The organism is Niallia sp. Marseille-Q9988 (genome assembly GCF_976954375.1).
In genome coordinates this window covers 70,223-86,770 of record NZ_CDRJSZ010000017.1, presented here as the reverse complement: position 1 = coordinate 86,770, position 16,548 = coordinate 70,223, and the positions used below count along the sequence as shown (strand labels likewise).

Sequence of the window (16,548 nt, the reverse complement as noted above, 5' to 3'; positions counted from 1 at the left end):
AGGGTCTCGGACTTTCTCGCATCTCCCGTAGGAGTCGAGCGGACACCTCTCCAAACCAACTTATTATTTGCTTTCAAATAAATAAAACCTCATTTAATTTGGAGAACTAGACTTTTTCAGTGCCCTCAAAATTTCAATATGATTTTTATAGTAACAAAAGATTAACGATTTGTCTTTTATTTAGACATGACACTTTTATTCTTTTATCTTTCCCCAAAAGCAGAAACAATTAACAAAATGCTCTCTAAAGCAATTGGGTATAGTAAAAAAGAGAATAAAGGAGAGAGGGATTTTATGAAGCTTGATATCATTGGAGATATTCATGGGTGCTATGAGGAGTTTAAACTTTTAACAGAGAAATTAGGTTATAGATGGGATCAGAATTATCCACAGCATCCAGCAGGGAGAAAACTAGCGTTTGTTGGAGATTTAACAGATCGCGGCCCTGCTTCCTTAGCTGTAATAGAAACTGTTTATTTATTACTCAAAAAGGATTTGGCTTATTACGTACCTGGAAACCATTGCGATAAATTGTATCGTTTTTTCTTAGGACGAAATGTGAAAATTGCCCATGGTCTAGAAACAACCGTAGAAGAATGGAAGCAATTAAATAAAAGAGAACAGGAAAGAATAAGAAAAATGTTTAATGAATTATATGAGAATGCACCATTATATCATGTGCTTGACAATCAAAAGCTTGTTATTGCTCATGCTGGCATTCGGGAGGATTACATTGGCCAATATCATAATAAAGTAAAAACATTCGTACTGTATGGGGATATCACAGGCGAGGTACATGGAGACGGTTCACCTGTAAGAAGAGATTGGGCTAAATATTATAAAGGAAAATCCATCATTGTTTATGGTCATACACCAGTAAGCAATGTAAGAGAAATCCATCGTACCTATAACATTGATACAGGCGCAGTATTTGGAGGAAAATTAACAGCACTAAAATATCCAGAACTAACTAGCGAATCTGTCCCATCGAGTATGCCTTTTTTTGCAGAGAAATTCCGTACTTTTGATGAAGAGGTAGTAGGAAACAAGGATAGGTGAGTGAATTAATAAAGAGTTAGAGATCTGTCTTCGATCCTTAACTCTTTGTCATTTTTTGCTTCAACCTTTTCATATCGTCCGGGAGATCAATTGTAAAAGTCATTGTTTGTTTTGAAACTGGATGTGTAAATTTAATAAAAAAACAATGTAATGCTTGCCGATCAATATCGATTCTTTTCCCACCATATAAGTCATCCCCATGAAGTGGGTGTCCTTTATAAGAAAGATGTACTCGTATTTGATGAGTTCTTCCTGTCTCAAGTGTTAATTCTACTATAGAATAATCTACATCCTGTGATAAGACTTGATAATGGGTAATGGCTGTTTGCCCATCTTCTCGAACTTCTCTTTTAATTATACTGTCTTGGCACCTGCCAATTGGCTCATTAATTATATCACGTAAGGGAGAAATTTCCCCTTCTGCAATAGCGATATATTTTCTTTTTACATCTCCAGTTTTTTGTTGCTCACTCAGTAAATGATGAATATGGCGATGCTTCGCAATAAGTACTAATCCTGATGTATCTCGATCTAAGCGTGTAACAATATGAGTTGTTGCTTCAATGCCCTGCTTTTTATAGTAATCAACTAAGGCATTTGCCAAACTGCCTGTAGGATGCTCTCTTGAAGGGATCGTATTCATCCTAGCATTTTTTTGCACGATAAGAATATACTCATCCTCAAAGATTATGTTTAAAGGAATGGATTCTGGTGTTAATCCACTACTAGGCAACTCAGGCGGAAAGAGAACAACTAAATGATCATCCCTTTTTAAAAAATAGCGAACGTTTTCTTCTTGATCGTTTACCAGGATTTTTCCACCTTTAAACTTTATATCTGTTAAAGCTGCCTTTGAGATACATTGTGTTTTCAAAAATTCTTTAATGGTAATGCCTGCTTCATGCTGTATAACCCACTCTAACAAAAAGCTCAAACTATCGCTCCTGTCTATTTCTTATTCAGAAATGAAAGAATCATGTACTCGTTTCCAAAATGGGAACGAACGAAATCTTGCAAACCGTACTTTTTCTTCTGCTACACGATATTGAATCGAATGTACTTTTTTATGTAATAGATTCAAATGATCAATCGAAATTTGAAAATTCGGTTCATTAACTGGCTTTAAAACACATGTATGATGTTTTGGTAAAATCAATGGGGAGCCAACCGTTCTAAAAACACGATTATTAATGGACGCCATTTCTGCCAGCTGAATGGCTTCAATGGAAGGATGTACAATTGCCCCACCTAATGCTTTGTTATAGGCAGTACTTCCAGAAGGTGTTGAGACACAAAGACCATCTCCTCTAAACCGCTCGAAATGCTTACCGCTCATTTCCACATCCATGACAAAGGTTCCTTCTATACTTTTCACCGTTGATTCATTTAATGCTAAGTATCTCGTTTCCTTCTCTTCGTTCTGATATCGTACAACCACTTCCAATATTGGATATTCAATGATGTTATAAGGCGTTTTCGCTATCGCAATCACTAGTTTTTCCAATTCAGCTGGAGTCCAATCTGCATAGAATCCTAAATGACCTGTATGCATACCAACAAATGCTGTTTTGTCTAAACGATTGCTGTAGCGATGAAATGCATATAGAAGTGTTCCATCTCCCCCTACAGAGATAACAATATCTGGCTCTTCTTCATCATATTGAAGTTCAAAATCAAGTAAGTATTGTTTGATTATTTGCACTAAGTTTTCGGATTTTGAATCACCCTTTGAGGTTACGGCAAATTTCATTGTTTAGTAGCTCCTCTTCTCAGTTTAGGAATGCAGAATATATATTTTTAACTTAGGAAAAAAATACTAACTATTCTTGTCATTTTCTTTTTTTCGATTAAAGAAAGCTTGTGCTTCTTGAATTTCTCCACGGATTAAGGACATTTCTTTATCTAAACGAAAGGCTGCTTCAGCAGCTCCCTGCAACCTCATTTTAATATCTTCGGGAAATTGGCCCTTATACTTATAATTCAGTGAATGTTCAATCGTCGCCCAAAAGTTCATCGCAAGGGTACGAATTTGGATCTCAACTAGGAGCTTCTTTTCCCCAGTAATGGTTTGTACTGGATAGACAATTACCACATGATAGGAACGATAGCCGCTTTCTTTACTATGTAATATGTAATCTCTTTCTTCTACAATTTCAAAATCATTTCTTTGTCTTAATAGTTCAACTACTCTTATAATATCGTCAACAAATGGACACATCATACGAAGTCCTGCAATATCTTGCATTTCCGTTTCTAATTTGTCTAAAGGAATTCCTTTTTCATTCGCCTTATCTAATATACTTGCAATCGGCTTTACGCGCCCTGTTACAAATTCGATTGGAGAATGCTCCTCTTCATGATCAAATTGTCGTCGCATTCCTTTTAGTTTAACCTTTAATTCATCCACTGCCTGTTTGTAGGGAGCCAAAAATTGATCCCACTGTTTCATATATAACACCTCATTTCCAAGGTTTCTTTTTGAGACGAGGTATTTCACTTATAGAAAATCTGTTAATTTATTCTTGTTCTCTATACAGGAAGACTAGCACCTAATTTATCCCATTCACTGTGCCGTTGTACCTGCCAAAACTAATCAACAAATTTTATAGAAAAACGGATGAAACCGCTTTTTCCATATCCTCTCCATAATTTCCATTTCCTCGAATATTTTCAATTAAATATTCCAATTCCTCTTTAAAATTCTCAAGCAATAATTCCCCATTTAAAGCCTTAATAAAGAATGCATTATTTGCTTCTAATGCCACTTTACAATCCTTCCACACCATTTCTGGAATTTCTAGATAAACATATTCATTTTCTTTTTCAAGTAAATATATAAACGCAAGAGAATCAGAGTCAACCAGCATTTGACCACTTGCCTTTGTGTTCTCTAAATTCGCATCCTCCTGCAATTGAAATACCAGTTCATTTTCTCTTACAATACTCTCTGTAATCTTCCATTTTTGTTTCATCATTCACCCTCCAACTATGCATTATTTTACCACAACCAAAAGAATTATCATAGAAAAGCGCAAGGTACCCGTTTAGGGGCGTGTGGGATGGAGCGACCTTTCCTGAGATATATAAATGTCAACACAAATATGTACAATTTTGCTTGCGTAAGGATGTACAAAATCACTCGTTTTCTTGCGTTAAATGAGCCTTTAATCGATAAGAATCACCTACAATGGTTACGACAGTTGCGTGATGTAAAATACGATCTAAAATCGCATTCGCTAGTTTAGTCTCTTGAAAAATTGTATCCCACTCTTTGAAATTTACATTTGTAGTGAGAATCGTACTTTTCTTTTCGTATCTCATGTCAATGAGCTGAAAAAAGAGCTTCGCATCTTCCGCATCTATTGGCAAGTAACCAATTTCATCTACGATTAAAAGCTTGTACTTGGCATAATGCTTTAAACGACTTTCTAAACGGTTTTCCAACCGTGCTTTCTTCAAATTCTGGATTAAATCATGGCACTTAATAAAATAAGTACTAGTTCGTTTCTTCGCTGCGGCAATTCCGATTGAAGTGGCCAAATGGGTCTTTCCAACACCACTTGTACCCAAGAAAACGATATTTTCATTCTCCTCTATAAAACGGAGCGTTAAAAAATCTAAGATTTGTTGTCGGTTAATGGAGGGTTGAAAATCAAAATCGAAATCAGTTATTTCTTTACGATGTGGGAATGCACCTACTTTCACCATTGCCTGTGTCATATTTTGCTCTCGGACATCAATTTCATAGTTCGTTAATTTAATCAAAGTATCATTAAAGGACAATTGATTATTTACACTAAAGTCTATGACTTCATTTAAATGTAACGCCATTTGCTTAAGCCCCAGATACTCTAGATTCTTTAATAATTGCTGATGATTTGTTGTTGTTACTTGATTCATTATTTATACACTTCTCCAATCGCTGCTAAGTTCTTTTTCGCTAACTCATCAATATTAGGATAGTTAGGCATAGAAACCCCTAGTGATTCCTGATAGTGGGTTTCTTGATAATTTAATTTCTTCCCACTTAAGGGATGTTGTGCGATGAGCTCCGTGTTATAATAAACCCATATTTGATCATCATACACTTGTAGTCCAACTCTCTTTCCTTGGTATTTTGCTGGTACCGAGTATTGATTCGATTTGTAAGAAATCATGTTGGAGGCATTCACCTTTACAAGCTTATGATTGATTCGATAGAAATCTCTTACTTGGACAGTTGGTAGCTGGTGTAAGAGGTTCTTTTCTTTTTTAAATTCTAATACTGGTATCTTGCCAGTCCCCTGATGTACCTCATGATTGACTCGATTACATAAATCCTGTACAAATCGGTGTAATTCTTCTAAGGTCAGTTGACCTTGATAAGCATGAATTTCATCTAATAGTTTCATCGTTGTTTCTACTTTTCCTTTTGTACGTGGTCTGCCTGCTACACAAGGTTTTACTTTAAAACCAAAGTCGTTAGCGAATTGTGCAAACTTATTATTCACTTTTCCGCTAGAAAATTCTGTTCTAGCTTCATCCATAACTGTTTTCATATTGTCCGTAATTATCTCTGAAGGAACACCACCAAGTGCTTCAAATGTTTCCGTTAAAAACGAAAACAATGTACTTTGTGATTTAGAGATACTTAGATGGAACGTGCGGAACCTTGAATAAGAAAGAACAAGAACGGCCACATTCACTTCTACCTGTTGACCATCCTTAGTATCAAATAGAATACTTTCTTTCCAATCTAGTTGTGCTTGTTTACCTGGTGCTGTTTCAAAACGAGCTGCCCCTTTGGGGGAGGCAATCTTTTTGTCCTCATCAAAATAAGCTTTAAATTCTGGTATTCTAGCTATATACGCCCTAAATGTAGAAGCCGAACAATCAAGACCATGATTATCTTTTAAATATTGCCAAAGCACCCTCCGATAATAAAACTTCTGTTTCGAATCCTCCGATAAAAGTGCGGCTATAATTTCATAATATTCATCAAGCATAGATGCCTTTTTCCTTGTACGTTTTGGAATAAACCCATTGAGATATTTATCGATTGTTCTACGATCTACCCCTAATTCCCTAGCTAATTCACTTTTATTAATTTTCATCTTTAACTGCTCCATTACTTGTTTGAATTTTCCTAAATCTGAAAGACTCTTAATCTCAAAATCTGTTTCAATATTTAACTTTATGTACATACTAATCACCCAATATTAGTATGTAATTCATAATCAATTTTGTACATCTTTATTCAAGCACGTTTGTACATATTTAAATTATCATTTCTACTGAGATAAAGGAAACACGGTGAGCGACAGTGAGCCGATGTTGACTTATCGTAGGGAACGGGCGCGAAGCCCATCTGCCCCTGGGTGCCTGGAGCTAGACAAATAGAAAAGCGCAAGGTTCCCGTTTAGGGGCGTGTGGGATGGAGCGACCTTTCCTGAGATAAAGGAAACACGGTGAGCGACAGTGAGCCGATGTTGACTTATCGTAGGGAACGGACGCGAAGCCCATCTGCCCCTGGGTGCCTGGAGCTAGACAAATAGAAAAGCGCAAGGTACCCGTTTAGGGGCGTGTGGGATGGAGCGACCTTTCCTGAGATAAAGGAAACACGGTGAGCGACAGTGAGCCGATGTTGACTTATCGTAGGGAACGGGCGCGAAGCCCATCTGCCCCTGGGTGCCTGGAGCTAGACAAATAGAAAAGCGCAAGGTACCCGTTTAGGGGCGTGTGGGATGGAGCGACCTTTCCTGAGATAAAGGAAACACGGTGAGCGACAGTGAGCCGATGTTGACTTATCGTAGGGAACGGGCGCGAAGCCCATCTGCCCCTGGGTGCCTGGAGCTAGACAAATAGAAAAGCGCAAGGTTCCCGTTTAGGGGCGTGTGGGATGGAGCGACCTTTCCTGAGATAAAGGAAACACGGTGAGCGACAGTGAGCCGATGTTGACTTATCGTAGGGAACGGACGCGAAGCCCATCTGCCCCTGGGTGCCTGGAGCTAGACAAATAGAAAAGCGCAGCTGCCTAGGTAGCTGTTTATTTAACACAAAAGGAATAAAAAAATGTAACGGAAACAAAATGGAAGTTGACAATAGCTTGTTTTCTAATCTCACTTTATAATAATAGACAAGATTACAATAGAAAGGATTTATTTATGTCGCAAACTCAAAACATTGAAATTGAATTTAAAAACATGTTAACAAAGAAAGAGTATGAATTGCTTCTTACTCACTTTCACATTCAAGAAGGCGATTTATTTGAGCAAGAAAATCATTATTTTGATACAAGCGATTTTGCTTTAAAGGCTAACCATTCTGCATTAAGAATTCGCAAAAAGAATGACGGGTATGAATTAACATTAAAACAGCCTCATCCAGATGGACTTCTTGAAACAAATAAAGTTCTTTCCAAAGAAGAAAGCGAAGCAATTTTTGCAACTGGGAAAATAAACGATGAGAAAATTTCTCGTCTATTGGTAGAAATGAACATCGAGCCTGCTTCCATTTTATATTTTGGAAGCCTCCGAACTATTAGAGCAGAAAAAACAATTGGAAATGGTTTACTAGTTTTAGATCATAGTTTTTATTTAAAAAAAGAAGATTATGAGTTAGAATATGAAGTAAGTAATCGGGAAGAAGGAGAACTATATTTCACAGAACTATTATCCAGCTTAAACATTCCCGTTAGAAAAACGAAAAATAAAGTACGCAGATTTTATGAAGAAAAATACAAACAAAAATAAATTTTAGTTTATTAATACACCATTTAATGGACCTTCATATATGGTTCCATTGCGTTTTTTAAGATTGTATCTTGAAAATTTTGCTTATAATTAGTTGGCAAAATGGAACAGCCTGAATACACGTAGACTCCTATGGAAGTGGCTCGGCGCCTTCCCCATGGAGAGCGAAGTGTATTCAGGCTGCGTGTAATAACAGCAGACTTCAAGAAAACATTTTTTTAGACTAAAACAAGAAAATGGTCGTGCTTATCGTTAACGGCAATACTTATGTCCCAACCATCTTCATTTTGTTAAACGAAATTTTGCATGACTGTATAAAAGTCCTTATTTTAACAACGGAGGAAAGCAATGAAAATTGATCAATTTAAAGTAATGCTTGAACTCCAAGCTTTACAAGGTTTAAATTCTATGAACACTACAAATAGTAGTGCATCCACCCTTTTCCAAGACTTTCTGAGTAGTATGTTGTCATCCGAATCAACTTTAACAAATTCTATTGAAAACAATACTCTAGGAACTTCTTCCCTTCCTGTAGGAGTGACTAGTAATGTATCCCTTCTACCAATGAACTTAACAAAGCTTTCTTCTTCATCGTCATCTGCCACCGATTACGATGAAATGATTAAAGTAGCTGCGGATAAATATAATCTACCTGAAAAATTAATAAGCTCCGTTATTAAAGTGGAATCTAACTTCAATCCAAACGCTACGAGCTATGCAGGAGCATCTGGATTAATGCAACTAATGCCTAGTACTGCAAAATCATTAGGTGTACAAAATGTATTTAACCCAATAGATAATATCATGGGCGGAAGTAAGTATTTAAAGCAAATGTTAGACAAATATAACGGAGATGTTGAACTTGCTTTAGCTGCATATAATGCAGGGCCTGCTAATGTTGATAAGTATGGTGGTATTCCACCGTTCAAAGAAACCCAGAATTACGTAAACAAAGTCACACAGCAATATATGGCATAATTTCTATCTCGATCTATTTACAAGCTATTTATTTGTACAATGAAATGTGGATTGTTACAATATAATAAAGTAATGTTATAAAAGAACGAAAAAGGAGTTTTAAATATGGTCGAGAAAATGTCGACACCTTATGATCAAATCGGTGAAGCCACATTAAATAAACTTGTAGATATATTCTACAATCATGTTGGTCAACATCCTGACCTAGCTCCTATCTTCCCAAAGGATTTAACAGAAACAGCTCGTAAACAAAAACAATTTCTTACACAATTTTTAGGTGGTCCTTCCCTTTATTCAAATGAACATGGTCATCCTATGCTTAGAGCGAGACATCTACCTTTTCCCATAACAGAAAAGAGAGCACAAGCATGGTTAGCTTGCATGGATCAGGCCATGGAAGAAGTAGAACTAGATAGCGAACTGCGTGATGGGATTTTTTCAAGACTCGTGCTGACAGCAAAACATATGATCAATTCGGAGGAAATCGAAACTAAAAAAGGTGATAACACGTGATGGAAAAAGACTTCTCTATATCCAAGCCGAAAACAGCTGATGATAATTGCCAAGAAAGTAAACCACTTGAAATCTATATGTTTATCGATCCACTCTGTCCTGAATGCTGGGCACTTGAACCTATTATGAAAAAACTACAAATTGAGTATGGACGATATTTCTCCCTTAAACATGTATTAAGTGGTAGATTATCTTCTTTAAATTGTAGTAAGAAAAGCAAGCATGCAAACATTGCTGAATTTTGGGAAAAAACAGCTAGTCGTTCTGGAATGTCATGTGATGGTTCCTTATGGTTTGATAATCCTATTATTTCGCCACATTTACCTTCCATTGCGCTAAAGGCGGCAGAATTGCAAGGCCGGAAATCGGGAATGAAATTCTTACGAAAATTACAAGAGCTTTTATTTTTGGAGAAAAAAAATATTGCCACATTTGATGTACTTAAATCTTGTGCCAAGAGCGTGGGAATAGATGTAATTGAGTTTGTAGCTGATATCCATTCACATAGTGCAGCGAAGGCATTTCAATGTGATTTAAAAATCACAAGAGAAATGGAAGTAAATGAAATTCCGACATTAGTCTTCTTTAATGAAAATATTGAAGAAGAAGGAATTAAAGTCACAGGTTATTATCCTTATGAGATATATGTTCAAATCATCGAAGAAATGCTGCAAATTCAACCAGAAAAAGCAGCGCCACCACCACTCGAAAACTTTTTAGAGTGTTTTAAACTTGTTGCGTCCAAGGAATTATCTGTTGTTTATAATAAATCGATACAAGAAGTGGAAAAAGAAATGAAGAAATTGCAATTACAACAACTAGTAGAACAAATACCTGCTAAATACGGGGTGTTTTGGAAATATATCGGTTAGTAAATAAGGGATATGGCATATCTACAACAGATGCCATGTCTATTTTTTTATTTTGCTTCAAAATAGGAAAGATAAAAAGGAATCCTAAAAAAATAAAAAAGGACTTGCTGTCTCAAGGCAAGGCCTTTTTTATTTTTTTACGAACAAAGGGGATGGGAGAAATTTTTCACGGTCAAACAAAGGGGTATAAGTTTGTATGTGATTAACTTCACAACTATATACTATCATAGGTCAATCAATTTTCGCAATACACTCGATACTTTGTTCACAAAAGCGTCAAAATTAAAGACGTTTTTGTAAAGATTATCGTCATTTCCCGTCCGCTCTTTCTGAGAATACAACTCCTCCAAATTTACTGAAAAAGTATAGAAATGCAAAATCCATTAGACAAATAGGGGCTAGATTATTTTATGCGCCAGCATCTCCTACAATATCTTAGCTTAATAACTCTATTTACAGGAATCTATACTTCTTAATTTATTATTCATCTTTTAAATCTTTTATTAATTTTTTCATTTCATTAATTTCTTCTATTTGCGTACTTATAATTTCATCAGCGAGACTTCGGACTCTTGGATCAGTTATTTGAGCACGCTCACTCGTTAAAATGGCAATGGAATGATGGGGAATCATTGCTTCCATATAATCCACATCGTCAACAAGTGTTTGGCTCCTCAACAAGTATAGGGAAAGAAAAAAGACAACTACACTTCCAATCGCAATCATTATATTTACTTTCCGATTTTTTAACATTTTAACCATAAATACTAGCATAATCAGCGCCATTGTCGCTCCCATCAACAAAGCCATATACGCTCTTGTTTCACTAAAAAAAATATGGTCCATTTTATAAGTACTCAAGTATTTAAATAGAAACATGACAATTGTTGAGGTTAAAACCATTCCAAAAAACTTTACATATGGCTTCATAAAAAAACTCCCTTTCTATTAATTTTTAGAATTAACCCCCTCCGATTCTCAAACATCCCTTCTTAGAGATTTCTCTTCCCTAACTACAATTAAACAAAACCTCATCCAAATAATATGGAGTATTTCATATCATAGAATCCCTTATAACCTAAAATCCATTTATTACCAATAGAAGTATAATCAGATTTTGCTTTAGTCAACTATTCCTTAGCTTTTTGATGACTTTATCGAATATCACGGTCTGCCAATTTTATTATATTAAACTAAACCTTTTGAAACATAGATAGTCCTAAAATTCACATGCCCTATCCCTTTGTTCGAAGTAATTTTTTATCTATTAATCAATGATTTTCTAGAAAACAAAATAAATGAACAAAAAAAACGAGTAAGAGAGCTGTCTCTCCTACCCGTTTTTCATCCTACAGACTATTATAGTTCATTCAATAAGCTTTCCATTTCATTTAATTTTTCTTCAAATACCTTACAAGCCTCTTCAATTGGTGTTTTGCTTGTCATATCTACCCCAGCTTTTTTAAGAACCTCAATTGGATAATCGGAGCTTCCAGCCTTGAGAAAATCGATATATCGCTCAACAGCAGGCTTTCCTTCCTCCAAAATTTGTTTACTTAAGGCCGTTGCAGCACTATAGCCAGTCGCATATTGATACACATAGAAATTATAATAGAAATGCGGTATTCTTGACCATTCTAATCCAATTTCCTCATCAATTACGATGTCTTCTTCACCAAAATACTTCTGATTTAATGCGTAGTACTCTTTTGTCAATAAATCAGCAGTTAATGGCTCATTATTACTTGCCTTTTCATGAATTAGTTGTTCAAATTCAGCAAACATCGTTTGACGGAATACTGTACCTCTGAATCCTTCTAGGAAATAATTAAGCAAGTATAAACGTTTTTGCTTATCCGTAATCGTTTTAAGCAAATAATCATTTAACAAGGATTCATTACAAGTAGAAGCAACTTCAGCGACAAAGATGGAATAATTCCCATATGGATATGGTTGTGATTTTCTTGTATAGTAGCTATGCACAGAATGGCCAAATTCATGAGCTAATGTAAATAAATTATTCACATTATCCTGCCAGTTCATTAAAATATATGGATTTGTTCCGTATGCGCCTGAAGAATAGGCACCACTTCTCTTCCCTTTATTCTCATGGACATCCACCCAGCGATTTTCAAAGCCTTCTTTTAAGATTGAAGCATATTCTTCTCCTAGAGGTGCCAAACCTTTCACTACTAATTCCTTCGCTTCATCATAAGGTATTTCCATCTTTACATCCTTTACTAACGGTGTATAAAGATCATACATATGAAGCTTTTCTACTCCAAGAACCTTTTTGCGAAGCTTCACATAGCGATGCAATAATGGTAAATTTTTATTTATCGTTTCCACTAAATTTTCATACACTTGTTCAGGAATATTATTCGCAGCCAGTGCAGCATGCCTTGGTGAGCTATAATTTCTTATCTTTGCATTGAATGTATGATTTTTTACTTCTCCACTTAAAGTGGAGGCAAACGTATTTTTAAATTTTCCATAGGTGTCATAAACGGCCATAAATGCATCATGACGTACTCGCTCATCTGCGCTCTCTAAAAAACGTGAATAACGGCCATGAGTAACCTCTACTTCTTCTCCATTCTCATCTTTAATGGTTGGGAATTCTAAATCAGCGTTATTAAGCATTCCAAATGTATTGCTTGAAGAATCCAATACTTCTGATGCTTGTGCTAACAATGCTTCCTGTTCTGCACTTAATACATGTGGACGTTGCAAGTTAACTTCTTCTAACGCCTTTTTATATAGCTGTAATTCTGCTTTTTCTTCTAAAAAAGCATTGATTACTTTTTCATCAATAGACAATAATTCTGGAACCATATATGCAAGAGCACTTGCAGCTTGGGCATATAAGCTTTTAATACGGCCATCTACCCCTTGATAGTAACTGTTCGTTGTATCTTGGTCATACCGCATATGTGCATATGTATATAATTTTCCGAGCCTTGATAAAAGCTCGTCTTGATACTGCAAAGCTTCATAAAGAACATCTGCGCTATCTGCCAGCTTGCCTTGATATTCTGTTGCCTTTTGTGATAAATTCTTTACTTCTTCAAATTCTTTATCCCATTCTTCATCAGTCGCAAAAATATCCTCTAATTTCCAAGTGTCCTCAACTGGAATTTCATTGCGTAATGGTAATTTCTTAACACTTGTTTCTGTTGACATACTAAATCCTCCACTCTTATCCTTCGTAATTCGAAAATAAACCATAATACATAGTTCTCTTTTTATAAACTAATTCCTTCTTTATTGTAACAAAATTCCGGTTTAATTCCGATTATAAGCATTTGACCAATACTATTATCATATGTAATTTCTCCTTTTTCATTATCATTTATTGCTTATCCATCATATTTTTTAATCGCTGATAAAACAGTACTTCTTCTTGTGTTTGTCTCTCATAATTATTTATTTTTTTCTGATGAAGAAGTCGAAAGAAATTGGGTTTTACTTCTTCCAAAACTTGGATACTCACAAGCATTTGTAAATAATGCTTAACGACGGTTTTCCATTCTATGTTTTCTAGAAAAGGAAACTCTCTTATTTTAATATGTCCTGCCTTTATTCTTTTTTGAAAAAAATCATAAACTTTTTGAAGTGGATAAATTTTCTTTTCATCATTAAGACAAAAGCTATCGAGAAAAATATATGCTTGCCAGAATAGTGGTGGTGTTTCAAAGAGGAAACCTTCTTTCACAGGGATTCCGATAAAGGGTGGTAAAAAATGAGGATGTAATTCACCGGCATAGAGTTCTTTTAAAAAATGATCATTCGTCTTAGTAGGATAATGTAAATCTTTTGTTTTTTGGCGGTTTAGTAGCTCACGCCAATAGGAATAATGGATATTCATGCTTGGAATTTTCGGGAGACTTTTCTCTAATTTCACTAAGGGATAGGAAGAAGTAGAGATAAAAGTTTGAAAGACGGAGATTGGAATGGGATTGTGAAGCAAATAAAAGACCTTATTAAATGGGCAATATATTGGTAGAAGATACTGGCTCTGATAGAAAGTGAGAAATTGAAAAATAAAAGCAGTAAGTTTCAATTTGATTGGATTCCATTTTTTTATTTGATTAAAGCCAATAATCCATATGGGCTGAATATTTATTTTTCGATAGCCATCTGTACGCTTTTTTACTAATTGAGGAGAAATGACAGCACACTGAAATTCAATTACATACTTTTTATGATGCAAGATAAAGCTGATATCTCCCCGTTGCTTTATTTCTGGATAATATGGTTCCAATTCTGGCTGAAGATTTACTTGAAGTAATTTTTGATATAATTGAAGCTTCCCTTGCAAATGGTAGGAAGACTCAGCCTCTCCGTTACCTGAACAGCAGTCTTTCCTTTCATGGGCAAAATGAGTAATCTTTTTTGTCCCCATCTTCAAAATGACACGTCCTTTACATTCTGGACAATATGTCGGAATATTTTTCCATGCTTTTAGTTCTTCCTTGTCTCTCATAGTAAATAAATTAATAATGCTTCCTTTTTCGGTCATGGCAGTAAACAAATACAAATCCCTCCCTTTGATTTCTTTCCTATACTTATTCTTTTTTGTCCTTCCGAATCCTTCAAGAATATTAATTTTCATGTAAAAAATGCAAAAAAACTATCTTTGTCCAAGAAAGATAGTTTTCCCTGTTGCAAGGCTTGCTTTATAACAATGGTGACAATAATCTAGAAGTGGATTCAAGCATCCTATACCCATAATGCCTTTTATTAAAGCTCGCCACTTCTAATTCAAGTGAGTGTTTGATGTCTTCCTTATAATCTTTTACTAGTTTTTCTATACTCCTTGTTTTATATAAAAAAGCACTTACTTCAAAATTTAAATGAAAGCTCCTCATATCCATATTACAAGTCCCAATGGAGGCTATTTCTCCATCCACAATAATAATTTTGCTATGCATAAATCCTCGATTGTATTCAAAAATCCTTACACCTGACTCTAATAATTCTGGAAAATAGGAACGAGAAGCATGGAAAACGATTCGTTTATCTGGTTTACTAGGTACAAGTATGCGAACATCCACTCCACTTAGAGATGCTATTTTAATTGCAGAAAAAATGTCCTCATCTGGAATAAAATATGGAGTGGCAATCCAAATCGATACTTTCGCAGTCGTAATCATACTGAAAAATATACTTTTAATAACACTCCATTCATTGTCAGGACCACCGGCTATTAATTGTACTCCACCATGTGAATTTTCCTCAGAAACAGGTGTTAAGTATTCCTCTGTTAAAAAACTATGACTAGTCATGTAGAACCAATCTTGGAGAAAAATTAATTGCAAAGATCTTACTGCATTACCTTTCACAAGTAAATGAGTGTCTCTCCAATATCCAATTGAAGGATTTCTCCCTAAATACTCATCCCCAATATTCAGCCCACCAACAAAGCCCACATTTCCATCCACAATAATAATTTTACGATGATTTCTAAAATTAAATTTGCTATTAAAAAAAGGCATTTTAACAGGCCCAAATGCAATTACTTCAATGCCAGCCTCTTTCATTTCTAGGCAAAACCTTTTAGAAAGCTTCCAAGATCCAACTGCATCATATAAAAATCTAACTTGTACCCCAGCCATTGCTTTTTCAACTAATATGTCCTTAATCTGAGAACCGATTGCATCATCTCTTACTATATAATATTCCATGTGAATATGGTGTTTCGCTCGCTTCAGTTCATCTAAAATAGTAGAAAATGTTTCCTCACCATCTGTTAACACCTGTGTTGAGGTACCAAAGGAGATTGGACTATTTCCAAGCTTCTCAGCTAGGTGAAATAAATTGCGTTGATGTCCGTCTAGAATCTTTCTTTTCTCTTCTGATTTAGAACCAATATCTTGCTCAATCTTAAGAAATGCTTCTTTATCCAAAAAGTATTTTTTTCGATAAACTCTTTCCTTCTGATAGTTCCTGCCAAAGAATAAATAAAAGACAAAACCAATAATCGGAAAACTTCCTAAAACAATTAACCATGTTAGTGTTTGTGTTGGGTGTCTATTTTCAAAAAATATAACAAATCCAATAAAAATCACTGATAAACTTATTACTAAACTTAACTGCCCGTAAATTCCTCCCCGAATAGAAAAAAATAAATTAAACACATAAACAAAAAGAGCTGCAACAACAAAAAATAATCCTAACCTAGCAGTATGATTCATAGCAAACACCGCCATTCTCCCATTTACTTACATTAAGCTTAGCTCTATTCATTATTATTCCCTTATATTTACCCACAATGTCAATTTAATACTCGCTTTAAAAGCTGCTAAATTGCTCTTTTGAAAAGAACATTTATGAACGCAAGACTACTTGAAAAATGAAGCTTACTTTCTAGTTTTTAAAGGTGTCTATATCTA

15 protein-coding genes are annotated in these 16,548 nt (G+C 35.2%); 5 read left to right on the top strand and 10 right to left on the bottom strand.

Features of this window, described 5'->3' with window-relative positions; translation table 11 throughout:
* The first annotated feature begins 294 nt into the window (after positions 1-294).
* Positions 295-1,059 (top strand): bis(5'-nucleosyl)-tetraphosphatase PrpE, encoded by a 765-nt coding sequence (gene prpE, locus ACWNMZ_RS22985; RefSeq protein WP_251628606.1) that lies wholly within the window; start codon positions 295-297, stop codon positions 1,057-1,059.
* A gap of 37 nt (positions 1,060-1,096) precedes the next feature.
* On the opposite strand, the gene ACWNMZ_RS22980 is transcribed toward prpE, so the two are convergent.
* From ACWNMZ_RS22980 to istA, 6 genes are all read right to left on the bottom strand, one after another.
* Positions 1,097-1,993 carry an RluA family pseudouridine synthase gene (locus ACWNMZ_RS22980; protein ID WP_031540161.1) on the bottom strand — a complete coding sequence of 299 codons (897 nt, stop codon included), beginning with the start codon at positions 1,991-1,993 and terminating at the stop codon, positions 1,097-1,099.
* Positions 1,994-2,014: 21 nt separating this feature from the next.
* Positions 2,015-2,809, bottom strand: coding sequence for an NAD kinase (locus ACWNMZ_RS22975; RefSeq protein ID WP_031540163.1), 795 nt, complete (start codon positions 2,807-2,809; stop codon positions 2,015-2,017).
* A 66-nt stretch (positions 2,810-2,875) separates the two neighbouring features.
* Complete coding sequence (locus ACWNMZ_RS22970; protein WP_031540164.1) at positions 2,876-3,508, bottom strand: GTP pyrophosphokinase; 633 nt, start codon at positions 3,506-3,508, stop codon at positions 2,876-2,878.
* A 154-nt stretch (positions 3,509-3,662) separates the two neighbouring features.
* A complete protein-coding gene (locus ACWNMZ_RS22965; RefSeq protein ID WP_031540165.1) occupies positions 3,663-4,031 on the bottom strand; it encodes a UPF0738 family protein in 369 nt (122 codons plus the stop codon).
* 163 nt (positions 4,032-4,194) lie between these two features.
* Positions 4,195-4,959, bottom strand: a complete 765-nt coding sequence (gene istB, locus ACWNMZ_RS22960; RefSeq protein ID WP_251628605.1) for an IS21-like element helper ATPase IstB — start codon at positions 4,957-4,959, stop codon at positions 4,195-4,197.
* A complete protein-coding gene (gene istA, locus ACWNMZ_RS22955; protein ID WP_048717507.1) occupies positions 4,959-6,242 on the bottom strand; it encodes an IS21 family transposase in 1,284 nt (427 codons plus the stop codon). The genes istB and istA overlap by 1 nt, the downstream gene beginning before the upstream one ends.
* A gap of 960 nt (positions 6,243-7,202) precedes the next feature.
* On the opposite strand from istA, the gene ACWNMZ_RS22950 reads away from it, so the two are divergent.
* The 4 genes from ACWNMZ_RS22950 to ACWNMZ_RS22935 all read left to right on the top strand — a co-directional run bounded on the left by ACWNMZ_RS22950 (position 7,203) and on the right by ACWNMZ_RS22935 (position 10,153).
* Positions 7,203-7,790, top strand: coding sequence for a CYTH domain-containing protein (locus tag ACWNMZ_RS22950; RefSeq protein WP_031539987.1), 588 nt, complete (start codon positions 7,203-7,205; stop codon positions 7,788-7,790).
* 348 nt (positions 7,791-8,138) lie between these two features.
* The gene (locus tag ACWNMZ_RS22945; protein WP_031539986.1) at positions 8,139-8,768 is read left to right on the top strand and encodes a lytic transglycosylase domain-containing protein; all 630 of its coding nucleotides are present in this window, start codon (positions 8,139-8,141) and stop codon (positions 8,766-8,768) included.
* A gap of 105 nt (positions 8,769-8,873) precedes the next feature.
* Positions 8,874-9,281: a globin domain-containing protein gene (locus tag ACWNMZ_RS22940; protein ID WP_031539984.1), complete on the top strand. Its 408-nt coding sequence runs from the start codon at positions 8,874-8,876 to the stop codon at positions 9,279-9,281.
* Positions 9,281-10,153 carry a ClpXP adapter SpxH family protein gene (locus ACWNMZ_RS22935; RefSeq protein WP_031539983.1) on the top strand — a complete coding sequence of 291 codons (873 nt, stop codon included), beginning with the start codon at positions 9,281-9,283 and terminating at the stop codon, positions 10,151-10,153. Before ACWNMZ_RS22940 ends, ACWNMZ_RS22935 begins: the two co-directional genes overlap by 1 nt.
* A 480-nt stretch (positions 10,154-10,633) precedes the next feature.
* Here the strand turns inward: ACWNMZ_RS22935 and ACWNMZ_RS22930 are convergent, their stop codons facing one another.
* The 4 genes from ACWNMZ_RS22930 to cls form a co-directional block, all read right to left on the bottom strand.
* Positions 10,634-11,083, bottom strand: a complete 450-nt coding sequence (locus ACWNMZ_RS22930; protein ID WP_031539979.1) for a DUF305 domain-containing protein — start codon at positions 11,081-11,083, stop codon at positions 10,634-10,636.
* 429 nt (positions 11,084-11,512) lie between these two features.
* Positions 11,513-13,336 (bottom strand): oligoendopeptidase F, encoded by a 1,824-nt coding sequence (gene pepF / locus ACWNMZ_RS22925; protein ID WP_031539978.1) that lies wholly within the window; start codon positions 13,334-13,336, stop codon positions 11,513-11,515.
* Between the two features lie 169 nt (positions 13,337-13,505).
* A complete protein-coding gene (locus ACWNMZ_RS22920; RefSeq protein WP_048716676.1) occupies positions 13,506-14,687 on the bottom strand; it encodes a competence protein CoiA in 1,182 nt (393 codons plus the stop codon).
* Positions 14,688-14,832: 145 nt separating this feature from the next.
* Positions 14,833-16,350 (bottom strand): cardiolipin synthase, encoded by a 1,518-nt coding sequence (cls, locus tag ACWNMZ_RS22915; RefSeq protein ID WP_031539975.1) that lies wholly within the window; start codon positions 16,348-16,350, stop codon positions 14,833-14,835.
* Between the last annotated feature and the right edge of the window lie 198 nt (positions 16,351-16,548).

Bases quoted from the DNA above. Each gene is read 5' to 3' on its own strand.
- prpE (WP_251628606.1), top strand. From the start codon at position 295: ATGAAGCTTGATATCATTGGAGATATTCATGGGTGCTATGAGGAGTTT.
- ACWNMZ_RS22975 (WP_031540163.1), bottom strand. From the start codon at position 2,809: ATGAAATTTGCCGTAACCTCAAAGGGTGATTCAAAATCCGAAAACTTA.
- ACWNMZ_RS22970 (WP_031540164.1), bottom strand. From the start codon at position 3,508: ATGAAACAGTGGGATCAATTTTTGGCTCCCTACAAACAGGCAGTGGAT.
- ACWNMZ_RS22965 (WP_031540165.1), bottom strand. From the start codon at position 4,031: ATGAAACAAAAATGGAAGATTACAGAGAGTATTGTAAGAGAAAATGAA.
- istB (WP_251628605.1), bottom strand. From the start codon at position 4,959: ATGAATCAAGTAACAACAACAAATCATCAGCAATTATTAAAGAATCTA.
- istA (WP_048717507.1), bottom strand. From the start codon at position 6,242: ATGTACATAAAGTTAAATATTGAAACAGATTTTGAGATTAAGAGTCTT.
- ACWNMZ_RS22950 (WP_031539987.1), top strand. From the start codon at position 7,203: ATGTCGCAAACTCAAAACATTGAAATTGAATTTAAAAACATGTTAACA.
- ACWNMZ_RS22945 (WP_031539986.1), top strand. From the start codon at position 8,139: ATGAAAATTGATCAATTTAAAGTAATGCTTGAACTCCAAGCTTTACAA.
- ACWNMZ_RS22940 (WP_031539984.1), top strand. From the start codon at position 8,874: ATGGTCGAGAAAATGTCGACACCTTATGATCAAATCGGTGAAGCCACA.
- ACWNMZ_RS22935 (WP_031539983.1), top strand. From the start codon at position 9,281: ATGGAAAAAGACTTCTCTATATCCAAGCCGAAAACAGCTGATGATAAT.
- ACWNMZ_RS22930 (WP_031539979.1), bottom strand. From the start codon at position 11,083: ATGAAGCCATATGTAAAGTTTTTTGGAATGGTTTTAACCTCAACAATT.
- pepF (WP_031539978.1), bottom strand. From the start codon at position 13,336: ATGTCAACAGAAACAAGTGTTAAGAAATTACCATTACGCAATGAAATT.
- cls (WP_031539975.1), bottom strand. From the start codon at position 16,350: ATGAATCATACTGCTAGGTTAGGATTATTTTTTGTTGTTGCAGCTCTT.